The sequence below is a fragment of the Pseudomonas brenneri genome, assembly GCF_007858285.1.
Classification (GTDB): domain Bacteria; phylum Pseudomonadota; class Gammaproteobacteria; order Pseudomonadales; family Pseudomonadaceae; genus Aquipseudomonas; species Aquipseudomonas brenneri.
In genome coordinates, this window is the sequence record NZ_VFIL01000020.1 from 1 (window position 1) to 13,088 (window position 13,088).

General features: G+C 58.3%; 15 protein-coding genes. 9 read left to right on the forward strand and 6 right to left on the reverse strand.

All coding sequences use genetic code 11. From position 1 onward, the window contains the following. Positions 1-436: 436 nt before the first annotated feature. The 7 genes from FJD34_RS27185 (at position 437) to FJD34_RS27215 (ending at position 7,698) form a co-directional block, all read left to right on the forward strand. Entirely contained in the window at positions 437-958 is a 522-nt protein-coding gene (locus FJD34_RS27185) for an RNA polymerase sigma factor (RefSeq protein ID WP_032859688.1), read from the forward strand. Continuing rightward, the gene (locus tag FJD34_RS27190; protein ID WP_090290760.1) at positions 955-1,797 is read left to right on the forward strand and encodes a FecR family protein; all 843 of its coding nucleotides are present in this window, start codon (positions 955-957) and stop codon (positions 1,795-1,797) included. The genes FJD34_RS27185 and FJD34_RS27190 overlap by 4 nt, the downstream gene beginning before the upstream one ends. 76 nt (positions 1,798-1,873) lie before the next feature. Continuing rightward, positions 1,874-4,309 carry a TonB-dependent receptor gene (locus FJD34_RS27195; RefSeq protein ID WP_090290761.1) on the forward strand — a complete coding sequence of 812 codons (2,436 nt, stop codon included), beginning with the start codon at positions 1,874-1,876 and terminating at the stop codon, positions 4,307-4,309. Between the two features lie 297 nt (positions 4,310-4,606). Continuing rightward, positions 4,607-5,332, forward strand: coding sequence for a DUF969 domain-containing protein (locus FJD34_RS27200; RefSeq protein WP_032859489.1), 726 nt, complete (start codon positions 4,607-4,609; stop codon positions 5,330-5,332). Then, the gene (locus FJD34_RS27205) at positions 5,329-6,279 is read left to right on the forward strand and encodes a DUF979 domain-containing protein (protein ID WP_090290762.1); all 951 of its coding nucleotides are present in this window, start codon (positions 5,329-5,331) and stop codon (positions 6,277-6,279) included. The genes FJD34_RS27200 and FJD34_RS27205 overlap by 4 nt, the downstream gene beginning before the upstream one ends. A gap of 7 nt (positions 6,280-6,286) precedes the next feature. Next, positions 6,287-6,919: a pyroglutamyl-peptidase I gene (gene pcp, locus FJD34_RS27210; RefSeq protein WP_090293080.1), complete on the forward strand. Its 633-nt coding sequence runs from the start codon at positions 6,287-6,289 to the stop codon at positions 6,917-6,919. 98 nt (positions 6,920-7,017) lie between these two features. After that, positions 7,018-7,698, forward strand: a complete 681-nt coding sequence (locus FJD34_RS27215; protein ID WP_090290763.1) for an HAD family hydrolase — start codon at positions 7,018-7,020, stop codon at positions 7,696-7,698. Here the strand turns inward: FJD34_RS27215 and FJD34_RS27220 are convergent. The 3 genes from FJD34_RS27220 to csrA all read right to left on the reverse strand — a co-directional run bounded on the left by FJD34_RS27220 (position 7,685) and on the right by csrA (position 8,696). After that, entirely contained in the window at positions 7,685-7,936 is a 252-nt protein-coding gene (locus tag FJD34_RS27220) for a hypothetical protein (protein WP_032859497.1), read from the reverse strand. The genes FJD34_RS27215 and FJD34_RS27220 overlap by 14 nt on opposite strands. Before the next feature lie 89 nt (positions 7,937-8,025). Continuing rightward, complete coding sequence (locus FJD34_RS27225) at positions 8,026-8,292, reverse strand: hypothetical protein (protein WP_032859500.1); 267 nt, start codon at positions 8,290-8,292, stop codon at positions 8,026-8,028. Positions 8,293-8,501: 209 nt separating this feature from the next. Beyond that, a complete protein-coding gene (gene csrA / locus FJD34_RS27230; protein ID WP_007920550.1) occupies positions 8,502-8,696 on the reverse strand; it encodes a carbon storage regulator CsrA in 195 nt (64 codons plus the stop codon). Positions 8,697-8,944: 248 nt separating this feature from the next. On the opposite strand from csrA, the gene FJD34_RS27235 reads away from it, so the two are divergent. Further along, positions 8,945-9,319, forward strand: coding sequence for an SPOR domain-containing protein (locus FJD34_RS27235; protein WP_090290764.1), 375 nt, complete (start codon positions 8,945-8,947; stop codon positions 9,317-9,319). A 37-nt stretch (positions 9,320-9,356) separates the two neighbouring features. Here FJD34_RS27235 and FJD34_RS27240 read toward each other — a convergent pair whose 3' ends face one another. From FJD34_RS27240 to FJD34_RS27250, 3 genes are all read right to left on the reverse strand, one after another. Beyond that, complete coding sequence (locus FJD34_RS27240) at positions 9,357-10,046, reverse strand: endonuclease (RefSeq protein ID WP_065943850.1); 690 nt, start codon at positions 10,044-10,046, stop codon at positions 9,357-9,359. A 4-nt stretch (positions 10,047-10,050) separates the two neighbouring features. Next, the gene (locus FJD34_RS27245) at positions 10,051-10,302 is read right to left on the reverse strand and encodes a DUF1654 domain-containing protein (protein ID WP_032859507.1); all 252 of its coding nucleotides are present in this window, start codon (positions 10,300-10,302) and stop codon (positions 10,051-10,053) included. A 205-nt stretch (positions 10,303-10,507) separates the two neighbouring features. Continuing rightward, entirely contained in the window at positions 10,508-11,596 is a 1,089-nt protein-coding gene (locus FJD34_RS27250; protein ID WP_032859510.1) for an asparaginase, read from the reverse strand. Positions 11,597-12,112: 516 nt separating this feature from the next. On the opposite strand from FJD34_RS27250, the gene FJD34_RS27255 reads away from it, so the two are divergent. Next, positions 12,113-13,072: a sugar ABC transporter substrate-binding protein gene (locus FJD34_RS27255; RefSeq protein ID WP_032859514.1), complete on the forward strand. Its 960-nt coding sequence runs from the start codon at positions 12,113-12,115 to the stop codon at positions 13,070-13,072. Positions 13,073-13,088: the final 16 nt, after the last annotated feature.

A 13,088-nucleotide genomic window follows, 5' to 3' on the forward strand; every position in this document is an offset into this window, starting at 1 on the left:
TTCTTTTCGGTCACTTGATTGACCGCTTGGATTTTGAATTCTTCGGGATAACGTGGGTTGCTCATGGCACCTCCTGATTGGCCTCAGTTTAAGGCAAAGAGGTGTCTACGAAACCCGGGGCGATTCATTCCTTGTATAGATTGCTGCTAGCCTTTGTCGCCTTACTCATGCCAGGCCAAGTGTTCCAGAAGGGTGCCGTCAGCTTGAGTTCTGTGAGTAATGCCGTGACCCGCAGAGGAGCAACCGGAAAGGAAAAGAGCCAGAATAAAAACAAATCTGATCATGAGGAACTCTCAACGACGGACTGGATGCCAGGTCAGCGTCGCAAGAATACAGAGCCCATATATTTGTTTCAAATGTAAAGTATTCGCATTTATACTCCCGCTAAATCGCACCTTCTACCGAGGTCGTCCGTTTTTTCTTCGTGCAGGTCATCGTGCAGGTCGACCCTCCAAAATCTACACTGCTGGCAGCCTTGGTTCGGCACTACGACGAGCTGGTAGATCATGTGCGCCGACGTTTTGGTGAGCGGATCTTCGCGCGTGAAGTGGTTCATGACTTGTGCCTGCAGTTGCTTGAGCAGGATGAAAAGCCAGGCGTGCGTACGCCAGTGGCCTTGTTGCGCAAGATCGCCAGCGATATGGCGATCAGTCGCTACCGTAGCGAGCGCCGCCGCCAGGCCTTGATTGTTGGTGTTTCGGCATTGCCGGACGTGATCTGTGGCGCGCCGGGCCAGGAGCGTCAGCTTGACGGGGAAAGAGCCCTGGAGCTGCTGACCGAGGCGATTGCCAGTCTGCCGCCGCGCTGCCAGAGGGTGTTTGTCATGCACAAGGTGCATGAGTTGCCCCAGGCCGAAGTAGCCGAGCGCTTGGGGATTTCCCTGAAAACCGTAGAGAAGCACTTGCGCCTGGGCATGGGTATTTGCCGTGCTCGTCTTTGGGAGGAGGTCTTGTCATGAGTCATGATCCGCCCAAGGGCAAGGACTTCAGCCAGGAAGACGAGGCCATTGCGCGGTTTCGTGAGGATCTCAAGCAACGTTTTCCGCTGCCTCCTGCGATGCCGGTCAAAAACAAACGCGCCACAGGAAAAACCCTCGGGCTGTTGCTGTTGGCGATTACTGCGGGTGTGGCCTGGATTGATCCGGCCTACCGTACTGAACATTTTGCTACTCAGTTAGGGCAGCGCCAGGCGTTGCAGTTGGTGGACGGCAGTCAGGTCCTGCTCGACAGCAACAGTGAGATGACGGTCAGTTGGCATCTGCGCAGCCGTCAGGTCGAACTGAAAGCGGGGCAGGCGTTGTTTGAGGTATCGCCGAGGGTCTACCGCCCATTCATGGTCGATGCCGGATTGGCTGTGGTACGAGTGGTGGGTACCCGTTTTAACGTCAACAGACAGGGACAGGATGTCCAGGTCACCGTGGCTGAAGGTAAGGTCGCCGTGCGGGCGTCCGCTACGGGGTCAATCGCAGCGCTTGTGCCCGGGCAGCAATTGCGTTTGAGCAAGGAGGGCGACAGCCAGGTGAGGACGGTTGAGGTGAATGATGTCACCGCCTGGCAACAAAGCCGGCTGGTCTTCGAAAGCACTCCGTTGGTGGAGGTCATCGACACGCTGCAACGCTATCACCGTCACCCGATAAGGCTCATGGATGCCAGGCTTGCCCGCCTGCCGGTTTCCGGTGTGTTTGACAGTGACCACGTTGATCGTTTGCTGGCGCTTCTGCCCGGCATCCTGCCGCTGAGTGTTTCTACTGCAACCGATGGTTCGGTTCTGATCAATTCCCCAGGCAAGAAAAAATAATTTTCAACCGAGGTAGGGTTGCGCCGCAGTGCAGACGGCTATCTCCCTGTAACCCTACTTCGTGGAGAATAACAACGTGAGTCAGTCCTTCCTGCATGCGCCTGTGCGTTTGTCTTTGCTGGCTGGCAGCCTGCTGCTGAGCCAATGGTCATTGGCCGAATCTGCACCGGTTGATTTCGATGTCCCGGCCGCATCGCTAGAGAAGTCCCTCAACGCCCTGGCTCGACAATCTTCGGCACAGATCCTGTTCGCCAGCGACCTGACTGTCGGCAAGACCGCGCCGGCACTGCGCGGCCGCTACACCTTGCAGGAGGCGCTTGAACGGTTGCTCGGCGACAGTGGGCTGAAGGCGCAGGCGCGTGACGAACAAACGTTCCTTGTGCTGCCTGGCAGCAACGCCAATGCCAGCCAGGCGTCGGGTGCCGTGGAGCTGGATAGCCTGACCATCAGCGCCTCGCGGCTCGACAGCAACGTGGTACCCCAGGCTCGCCAGGTCAATGTCATCGAGCACAAACAGCTGGAGCAATTGCGCCAGGGCTCGGACAGCCTCGCCACGTTGCTGGCCAAAAGCGTCCCGGGCATGGCTGACTCAAGCCGCACCATCACCGACTATGGGCAGACCCTGCGCGGGCGCACGATGCTGGTGCTGGTCGACGGTGTTCCGCTCAATACCAACCGCGACTCCTCGCGCAACCTGGCGAATATCGACCCGGCGCTGATCGAGCGCATCGAAGTGATCCGTGGCAGCAGCGCCATCTACGGTGCGGGTGCGACCGGTGGCATCATCTCCATCACCACGCGTGCGGCGGGTGGTGAGCCGCGTGCGAGCACCAGCCTGAGCGCCGTCTCGCCCCTGAGCAAGCTAGGCAGTGATGGCCTGGGTGGCCAGTTGCAGCATCATGTTGCCGGCTCGCAGGGGAGGGTGGATTACGCGCTGGACTTCGGTGCCAGGCATATCGGTGCTTCATACGATGCCAAGGGTCATCGCCTTGCGCCGGAGCCCAGCCAGGGCGATCTGTTCGACTCCAACACCTTCAATGTGGGCGGCAAACTGGGCTTGCGCATTGATGACGTCCAGCGCATCCAGCTTTCTGCCAGCCATTACAATGCCGAGCAAAACACCGACTACACCTCCGACCCGTCTGTGGCCAGGCTTCCTGCGGGCTCGGTGCCCGCGCGGCCGTTGTCCGGTCTATCACTGGCTGAGCAGAACCAGATCAAGAACACCTTGCTCAATCTGGAGTACGCCCACACCGATGTGCTCGGAGGCACGCTCAATGCCCAGCTTTACTATCGGGACTACTTCACTCGGTTCACGCCTTTTGATGCACGCGCAGTGGCGACGCGTGGACGCAATGTCGACCAGGTGATGCAGAACAGTGAAGTATTCGGCAGCCGGGTTACCCTGCGCACCCCTCTGGGTGATCAGGGCAGTACGGAGTTGTTGTGGGGTGCTGACTTCAATCAGGAACGCAGCGACATGCCCATCGATATCTTCGACCCGCGGGCCTATGACGCCAGCGGTGGTCGGGTGTTCGACAAGATCGGCAAGCTCACCTACATGCCCGACCTGACCACCCGCAGTGTCGGCGGTTTTGCGCAATTGCAACACAGGCTCAACGAACAATGGTCGGTGGAGGGTGGCATGCGTTATGAATACGCCACCGCCAAATACGATGACTTTATCCCGCTCTCGGAGTCGACAGCGACCCAACCGGCCACTGTCCGCGGGGGCGATGTTGATTATGACTCAGTGCTGTCCAACATCAGCCTGACGTACTCACCGGTAGCGGGCCAGGAAATCTACGCGGCCTTCAGCCAGGGCTTCCAGTTGCCTGATATCGGTGTGCAAGTGCGTAATGCCCGGCGCGGCTTTGATATCGGCTCGTCAAACCTGGAGCCGGTGAAGACTAACAATTACGAATTGGGCTGGCGTGGCGGGCTGGGCGAGCAGACATTGGCCTCGCTCGCCGTGTTCTACACCACCTCCAAGCTTGGGGATGTGCAGAGTTTCAACAATGGCCTGATCCTGACCCGTACCAAAGAGCGGATCTACGGCGTGGAAGGCAGTGCCGACTGGCTGACCGACGATGAGCGCTGGGGCGCCGGCGGCACCTTTACCTGGATGAAGGGCCGCGAGCAGCCCGAAGGGCGTGACTGGCAGGACATGACCGGGTACCGCATACCACCGCTCAAACTGACCGCCTACCTGGAGTTCAAACCGACGCAAGACTGGAGTAGCCGCGTGCAGGTCACCTATTTCGACAGTGCCGACTATCGTTTGAATGGCGTTGCAAGCTTTGGCAGGCGCAAGGTCGACAGTTACACCACCGTCGACATGATCAGCCAATACCAATTCAGTGAAAATGATCAGGTCAGCATGGGGATCCAGAACCTGTTCAACCGCAGTTACTACCCGCTCTACAGCCAACTGATGCGTAGCAGCAACAACACCAGCCACCTGCCTGCACCTGGCACGGTGCTGACTGCCAGTTACACACATCAGTGGTGATAAAACTGATTGCACGGCACCCTGACGGGGTGCCGTAGCACGCTCAATTTTCTATCGCGCGTGTGCCACGATTTGAGTCCGCAAAATTGTGGCGCGAAGATTGGTGCTCATCCCCTCACAAACTTTATTGATTCGCAGCAACAATTTTTCTTGTTGGACACCCTCCGCTCCAAGCAGCAAAGATGCCCGCCAATGACCCTCGACCTAGCCGGTCAATAATAAAAATCCGCGTCGGGCAGCCCGCTATTGCTTATCAGCGATGCAGGCGTCGCAGCACGCAATCAAGGACTCAACGCCATGCAAACTGTTGTGAACCTTTGGCCGCTGATGGGCGTGCTCGTCATCGTGGTCGGCTTTGTGTTGCGCTTCAATCCATTGCTGGTAGTGACGGCGGCGGCGATTGCCACCGGGTTTGCTGCCCACTTTCCCCTGGAAAAAATCCTCGCCACCATGGGTGATGGCTTCCTGCAGACCCGTGCCTTGCAACTGATCCTGTTGCTGCCCCTGGCCGTTATCGGCTTGCTGGAGCGCCATGGTTTGCGCCTGCACGCGCAGAACTGGATTGCGCGCTTCGAGCGTGCCACCGTCGGGCGTCTGTTGATCATCTATCTGTTTGTTCGCGAATCCACGGCCGCGATGGGCCTGACCAGCCTTGGCGGGCACCCACAGATGGTGCGCCCGTTGCTGGCGCCCATGGCTGAAGGGGCTGCGGAAAAACGCTTCGGCAAGCTGCCGGACAAAGTGCGCCACAAGGTCCTGGCTATGTGCGCCGCCACTGACAACGTGGGGTTGTTTTTTGGTGAAGACATCTTCGTGGCCTTTGGTGCAATTGCACTGATGCACACCTTCCTGTTGGGCTCGGGCATTGATGTCGAGCCGCTGCACATTGCGGTGTGGGGCATCCCTACGGCGATTTGTGCGTTCATTATTCACGCGATACGTTTGCACCGTTTTGACCGCAGGCTGACACGCGAACTGACGGCCACTGCACCCGCCAATACTCAGGCGGAGGCCGCACAATGATCATTTCCATTCAATACCTGTACTGGCTCGCCGGTGTGTTGCTGCTGATCACTGCGGGCATGATCCTGGCTGACCGAACCCACCCCAAGCGTTGGTCAAGCGCGTTGTTCTGGCTGCTGTTCGCCATTCCGTTCCTGGTAGGCGAGCACCTGCCATCGGTAGTTGTGGGTATTGGTGTGGTACTGATGGCGCTTATCGCCGGGCTCGGCGGGGTAGGGCGTGGTACCCATGTAGAGCTGCATGACAAGGCCTCGCGCGCCAGTGCTGGGCGGCTGGGTCATAAACTGTTTATTCCGGCCCTGGCGATTCCGCTGACCACTGTGATCGGCTCTGTGCTGCTCAAAAACACCGAGATTGACGGGGTACCGCTGCTGGATCCGAAGAACACCACGTTTGTGTCCTTGGGCCTCGGCTGCCTGATCGCCCTGGGGTTGGCCTGCTGGCTGACACGCGACACGCCGGTGCAGGCCTTGCGCGAATCGCGACGCCTGACCGAAGCCCTGGGCTGGGCCATGGTGCTGCCGCAGATGCTGGCGATGCTCGGCCTGCTGTTTAACGAAGCCGGTGTCGGTACGGCTGTCGCTCATGTCACCACCACCTACATCAACCTGGATTACAAGCTGGTGGCGGTGATGGTCTATGTGCTGGGCATGGCGCTGTTCACGGTGATCATGGGTAATGGTTTTGCCGCCTTCCCGGTGATGACCGGCGGTGTGGGCGTGCCGGTGCTGGTGGGCATTTATGGTGGTAACCCGGCGGTGATGGCAGCCATCGGCATGTTTTCCGGCTACTGCGGCACGCTGATGACACCGATGGCGGCGAACTTCAATATTGTGCCTGCGGCACTGCTGGAGTTGCCCGACAAAAACGCGGTGATCAAGGCGCAGATGCCCACGGCGTTGATGATGTTGCTGGTCAATATCGTCCTTCTTTATGTCTTGATGTGAGGTGGTGATGGGTACGGTGCTGCTGACGGCGTTCGAGCCATTCGATCACGACCTGATCAACCCATCCTGGGAAGCGGTGCGCCTGCTAGATGGTGTGCAGTTGCAAGCGGGGGTGACGATTATCGCCCGCCAACTGCCCTGTGCCTTTGCCACCGCAGTCGACTGTTTGAACCAGTTGCTGGCCGAGTACGATCCGCAACTGGTGATTGCCACCGGGCTGGGGCCCGGGCGCAGCGATATTTCCATCGAGCGGGTTGCGATCAACCTCAATGATGCGCGGATCCCGGACAACCTGGGGGCACAACCCATCGATACGCCAGTGATCGTCGGCGGGCCGGCGGCCTATTTCAGCACCTTGCCGGTCAAGGCCATGGTCAAGGCGGTGCGCGAGGCCGGAATCGCAGCCTCGGTCTCGCACACGGCGGGCACCTTCGTCTGCAATCAGGTGTTCTACAGCTTGCAGCATGCCCTGGCTGGATCTGGCGTGCGCAGTGGGTTTATCCATGTGCCTGGCCTGCCAGGGCAGGGTGCTGAGCCCTCGATGGCGTTGGCGACAACGGTTGAAGGGCTGAGGGTGGCCGTTTTGGCTGCCTGGACCACGCCACGTGATATTGCTGAGAGCGGTGGCCAGGTGTGCTGATTGCCTGACGTGTCATCCTCCGTTTACAAGCTCTGGGCCGATCCGTAGATTGCATCAGGGCCCAACTACGGGCGACGAGCGCAAGAGGAAACCCTGCAGTGTCCGCCAAAGATCCGGCCGTATTTGATCGTCAGTACCGTGCATTCCTGTTCGATATGGATGGCACCCTCCTCAACTCCATCGCCGCCGCAGAGCGGGTCTGGGCCGCCTGGGCGCAGCGCCATGGCTTGGATGTCGAGGCGTTTCTGACCACCATCCATGGCGCCCGCGCCATCGATACAATTAGCCGCCAGGCATTGCCAGGGGTGGACGCGCAGGTTGAGGCGCGTGGTATTACCGAGGCGGAGATCGCGGACGTGGAGGGCGTGGTGGCGATCCCGGGAGCCGTGGCATTTTTGCAGAGCTTGCCTGCACACTGCTGGGCCGTGGTCACGTCAGCGCCCAAGGCCCTGGCCCTGCGCCGCATGCACGCGGCAGGCCTGGTGCCGCCGGCTGTCATGGTGACGGCCGAGGATGTGACCAATGGCAAGCCGGACCCGGCCTGTTACCTGCTGGGTGCGCAGCGTTTGGGGGTGCCGATGGGAGAGTGCCTGGTGTTCGAGGACGCACCGGTGGGTATCCGTGCCGGTGAGGCAGCAGGTGCGGACGTCGTGGTGGTGACAGCGGCGCATGACGAGCCGATGGTAACGCGGCATCCGACGATTGCGAGTTATGACGAGGTACAGGCCCAGTGTGATGCTGCCGGTATGCTGCGCTTGCGGCCTTCTACGATGGCTTGAATGCCAGCCCGCGACGGGTCAGCAGGATGTTTTCGGCACCAATCCATTGGTGGCCCAGCGGGTCGATAATGTGCCCGTGGATGAAGGTGCCCGTGATCAGTTTCAGCAGGTAAAGCTGGCGCAGGCCGGCGAGGACTTCATCGGGTTTTCCCTGCAGCTGGGTGGAAGATTTCGGGCTGTCTGCTGAGAGCTGTTCGATCAGGGACTGTAGGTGCTTGGCGTTATGTTCTATGTCCATGTCGATAACGTTTTTTATGAATGTATGGGTATGGGTGTTGCCGAGGCGGATAGTTCCTTAAGTTTTAAATATAGGATCCAATCGCTGCTTCAAGAGGGATTCTGCTGGCGAGCACGCCGAAATGCCCGGCGACTGAGTTTTCGCTGGATGGCAGCCTGAATGGGTTTGAGGCAGAAGCAAAACAGATAACCACCGAGAAACAACACCAGGTCGGGCCACGAATGGGCATCCTGTGCGGTGGTGGTGCCTTCCATGTACAGCCTGATGCCGTATCCGATCGTCAAGAAGGGCAGGGCAATCAGCAGGGCGATTATCCAGGATTTATAGGTATAAGGCTGTTTGCGGGATCGCCTCATCAACGCGCTCCGAGGCACTGTAAGGTTTTGTTACGTTCTTCAGGGGTTTGTCTGCTAAATGTCCAGCAAGTTCCGTGGGTGAACCTGCCTGTAGACGACAAGTGTCGGGCCTGGCGCGAGTGCTGCGCTGATCACGGAATACCGTAGACAGGCCAAGGGGCTTTCGCCAGCCGTTACAGGGGACGAGCGGGCTGGCTACTGGGGATGCTTCAAGGTGTTTCGCGTTTATCCGGGGCAGTCAGGCCTGCCTGGATGCGCTGGTAAATCTCTTCGCGATGCACGGCAACATCTTTGGGAGCATTGATGCCGATTCGTACTTGCTGGCCGCTAACGCCCAGAATGGTGATCGTAATGTCATCACCGATATTTATGCTTTCACCGACTTTGCGGGTGAGTATCAGCATGGACTTCTCCTTGATTGCTTTGAAGGACGCATGTTTCTAACAGGGCGGATGTCGGTTACGTGTAGCTTACTGTGAAGCGCTTCCCTGTGGCTGCCTCTTTTAGGACGCATGGAGGCGGCATTAATTCCCATGGCGCCATCATACAGGTCTGGGAAACATCCTTCGCAATGTTTAAGCCAACGTTTATGACGGCCAGAATAGACAGTGAATGATAAAGTTGCCTCTTTGATCCTTAAAGGGGCAGGGCAGTGCGTAAAGTAGCGATGGCAATTGTGGTATTGGCATTGGCCGGATGCGGTGACGGGCCCAATCTCGATACCCCCCGAGACAAGGCTGAAGCCGCCAAGGCCCAGGCCCCTGCGGTTGCCTCTGTGCAGTGGGATGTCCTGGTGCGTTCGCCCGACAACAAATTGCAGGCGCTGACCGACCTGACCGCCTGGCTGCTGGAAAACGGCTTCCCGTTCTATCTGGCCAAGGAAGACGGCAAGGACCTGGTGCTGTTGGGGCCGTTCGCCAGCAAGGCCGAGGCCGAGGCGAAACAGACCCAATTGCAGGAAAGGCTGGTGAAAAAGAAGAAAACCGACGCCGAGTCGCTGGTGATCGAGCACAAGGCCAGCCAGTAAGGCGCGACTCAGCGGGATCTACGGATCCCGCTCGTCATCATCCGCAGGCCTTCAGGTTCACCGGGCCGACGAACTCATTGCCACGCCCCATCACGCAGGCCACGGTCTGATTGCGCTGGCGTTCCCAGGGTTGCACGGGGTAGGTCCGATTCCAGGCTTCATACAGTTGGCGGTCCTGTTTCGACAGGCGCAGGCCGTATTGTTTACTCATGTAGAAGTAAGTCCGGGCAATCATGCCGCGGATGGACGGCCTGGGCATGACCTTCTTGGCCTTGAAGTCCACCTGAGTCAGGCATGAACCATATTGCCCGCTCTGCGCCGGCAACCAACCAAAACTGAAGTTGTTGCGGTCGCCATTGACCTCGCCAATGCTCGGCACCAGGTTGTGTAGGTCAGCCTCGGCGCGCTTGAAAACGTTATCGGTGCGTGTGCAGTTCTTGCGCCCGCCGTCTTGCCAGCACTGGCGTTGATGGCCGATCTGCCATGCCGGCACAATATGCTCCCATTCGATGCGCGCCGCCCGGTTGGCGTTTTTACGTGGGATGTAGCCACAGGCCTTCAGGTCTACCCGGTTACCCGTGTATTTGCAGCCACAATAGAACTCCGTGGATTGCGGGGCGTAAAGTTTCCAGGCGATTTTCTTGGCTTCACTGAAGGTACGTGGGGCTTGGGCGTGGGCGGCGGTTGCAAACAAAACACAGAGTAGGGCGATAAAACGGACACTCATTGACTCAATCTTCCTTCGGTACGACCCAGAAAATCTGCACGCCACCATCATCGCGATAGGCAAGGGTGACGTTGTCGTTTTCTGCGATTTCCTCCAGTAGGCGTGCCCAGTCGTCTTCGGGTTCTTCGGGCAGGCGAAAAATCAACGCAGCCTTGTTTTTTTGGGCGTTGGTGGAATTGATGACTTTTTGCACACGGATCGCCAGGCGTTGGTAGGCGTCGGGAGGTGTCGGTGTTGTAGAGGAGGGCTTGGCCACGGAGGAGTCCTTAGTTAGCTGTACGAACATACAGTATTTAACTGTGAAGAAATTCGCAACTGCTTAAAATCCAAGAAGTCTGTGTGACAACGGTTACGCGGACTGGTGTACGGCGAGGATTTTGTAGGAGCCGGCTTGCCGGCGATGGCGTCCCTGAGATCGCCATCGTCGGCAAGCCGGCTCCTACAAGGGTTGTATCAGTGACTCAGTATTCCCAGAAGATGCGCTGCAGTTCCTTGCTGTCCTGGGTCTTGGTCAGGGCGACCATGGCCAGGATGCGGGCTTTCTGCGGGTTCAGGTCATGGGCCACGACCCAGTCGTATTTGTCGTCAGGCTGTTCGGCATTGCGCAGAACGAAACCGCCGGCATTGACGTGGGAAGAGCGAATAATCTGTACACCTTCCTTGCGCAGTTCTTGCAGCGCAGGCACTACCTTGGCCGGTACCGAGCCGTTGCCAGTGCCGGCATGGATGATGGCTTTGGCGCCAGCCTGGGCGAGGGCTTTGTAGGCAGTGTCGCTGACGTTGCCATAGCCGTAGGCAATTTCAACGTCCGGCAGGCTCTTGATGTTCTTGATGTCGAACTCCGAGCTCATGGTGTGGCGCTTGGCCGGCTGGCGGAACCAGTAGGACTTGCCTTCTACGACCATGCCCAGTGGGCCCCAGGCGCTTTTGAAGGCTTCGGTCTTGATGTTGATCATCTTGCTCACGTCGCGACCCGACTGGATCTCGTCGTTCATGGTTACCAGTACGCCCTTGCCGCGTGCGTCTTTGCTACCGGCAACGGCTACGGCGTTGTACAGGTTAAGCATGCCATCGGCCGACATGGCCGTGCCCGGGCGCATGGAGCCCACGACTACGATTGGCTTGTCGGTCTTTTCCACCAGGTTGAGGAAGTAGGCGGTTTCTTCGAGGGTGTCGGTGCCGTGGGTGATCACGATGCCATCCACGTCCTTGCTGTCGGCCAGTTCCGCGACACGACGACCCAGTTGCAGCAGGTTGTCGTTGGTGATGCTTTCGGAAGCAATCTGCATCACTTGCTCGCCACGCACATTGGCGATCTGGCTGAGCTCGGGAATGCCGGCGATCAGTTGTTCGATACCGACCTTGGCGGCCTGGTAGGTGGCGCTGTTGGCGGCGCTGGCGCCAGCGCCGGCAATGGTGCCGCCAGTGGCCAGGACGACCACGTTGGACAGTTTGGTCTTGGATTCAACTTCCTTGGCCTGGGCGGCAACCGGGAAGAGCAGCAGCAGGGCTAAAGCGCCCGGAACAAAGTTCTTGAGTGCAGATTTCATTATTTTTCTCTCTAGTTTTGATGAGTGCGTGTGCAGGTTCATCCAGAACACCCCGGGCTGCGCTGAGCGCCACAAGGTGCTGATTAAGAGCAGGATTTGTACCAGCGGGATTTTGTTTTGGGTTTGATTTTAACTTGTTGATTTAAATCAATTTTATATCGATGTTCGATTTGTCGGCTTCAGCGCGTGTCCGAGTTTCCGAACGCTGGAGGCTTTGGCGTTCGGTTGTCCGAAAATAGTGCTGGAAAAATCAGGATGTACCTCCTGAAATGTTCCTGTGCAGCTGTCGTTTTAGATAACGATCACCCGGCCCGGATGTTTAGCCACGAGGTCATCGGGCTGTAGGGCCGGAAGTAGAGCCGGCGAGGAAAAAGACTTTTTCTTTCGTTGACAAAATTCGGCAGCCTTCGCATAGTTTGTTAAGCGCAAACGTTTGCGAGATGTTTCACGAGCACTCCGTGAGTGACGTGAAGGTGCAGACATTGCTCACAATAATCATAAGATCGGAGTGAACCCATGAAGCTGCCATTTGCTGGACGTCTTCTTGCTATCGCTGTGCTGGCTGCCGCATCCGCTGCCCTGCCTCTGTCCTCTGCATTCGCTGACGACACCGCCGCCAAGCCCAAGGTCGGCCTGGTGATGAAATCCCTGGCCAATGAGTTTTTTGTCACCATGCAAGACGGTGCCAAGGACTATCAGAAAGCCCATGCCGCTGATTTCGACATGATCACCAACGGGATCAAGAACGAAACCGATACCTCTGCCCAGATTGATATCGTCAACCAGATGATTCTCGCCAAAGTTAACGCAATCGTCATCGCGCCTGCCGACTCCAAGGCCTTGGTCAACGTGCTGAAGAAAGCCTCCGACGCCGGGATCAAGGTGGTCAACATTGATAACCGTCTCGACCCCGAGGTGCTGAAAAGCAAAAACCTCGAAGTTCCCTTTGTAGGGCCTGATAACCGCAAGGGCTCACGCCTGGTCGGTGAGTACCTGGCCAAGCAACTGGCAAGCGGCGACAAGGTAGGCATTATCGAAGGTGTGCCGACCACCACCAACGCCCAGCAACGCACCGCCGGGTTCAAGGACGCGATGGATGCGGCCGGGATGAAGATTGTTTCCACCCAGTCCGGCAACTGGGAAATCGACCAGGGCAACAAGGTGGCGGCTGCCATGTTGAGCGAATACCCGGACCTCAAGGCGCTGCTGGCTGGTAACGACAATATGGCCCTGGGCGCCGTTTCTGCGGTGCGTGCGGCGGGCAAGGCCGGCAAGGTCCAGGTCGTGGGCTATGACAACATCGCCGCCATCAAGCCGATGCTGCAGGACGGTCGCATCCTGGCCACCGCCGACCAGGCGGCGGCACAGCAAGCGGTGTTTGGCATCCAGAATGCGCTGAAACTGGTCAAGGGCGAAAAAGTCGAGGCCGTGGACGGCGTGATCGAAACGCCCGTAGCGCTGGTCCTCAAGCAGTAATCCCTGATTGCGCAGC

Excerpts from the sequence above, each read along its gene's own strand:
- FJD34_RS27190 (WP_090290760.1), top strand. The coding sequence starts at position 955 with ATGAGTCATGATCCGCCCAAGGGCAAGGACTTCAGCCAGGAAGACGAG.
- FJD34_RS27200 (WP_032859489.1), top strand. The coding sequence starts at position 4,607 with ATGCAAACTGTTGTGAACCTTTGGCCGCTGATGGGCGTGCTCGTCATC.
- FJD34_RS27205 (WP_090290762.1), top strand. The coding sequence starts at position 5,329 with ATGATCATTTCCATTCAATACCTGTACTGGCTCGCCGGTGTGTTGCTG.
- pcp (WP_090293080.1), top strand. The coding sequence starts at position 6,287 with ATGGGTACGGTGCTGCTGACGGCGTTCGAGCCATTCGATCACGACCTG.
- FJD34_RS27220 (WP_032859497.1), bottom strand. The coding sequence starts at position 7,936 with ATGGACATAGAACATAACGCCAAGCACCTACAGTCCCTGATCGAACAG.
- FJD34_RS27225 (WP_032859500.1), bottom strand. The coding sequence starts at position 8,292 with ATGAGGCGATCCCGCAAACAGCCTTATACCTATAAATCCTGGATAATC.
- csrA (WP_007920550.1), bottom strand. The coding sequence starts at position 8,696 with ATGCTGATACTCACCCGCAAAGTCGGTGAAAGCATAAATATCGGTGAT.
- FJD34_RS27240 (WP_065943850.1), bottom strand. The coding sequence starts at position 10,046 with ATGAGTGTCCGTTTTATCGCCCTACTCTGTGTTTTGTTTGCAACCGCC.
- FJD34_RS27250 (WP_032859510.1), bottom strand. The coding sequence starts at position 11,596 with ATGAAATCTGCACTCAAGAACTTTGTTCCGGGCGCTTTAGCCCTGCTG.
- FJD34_RS27255 (WP_032859514.1), top strand. The coding sequence starts at position 12,113 with ATGAAGCTGCCATTTGCTGGACGTCTTCTTGCTATCGCTGTGCTGGCT.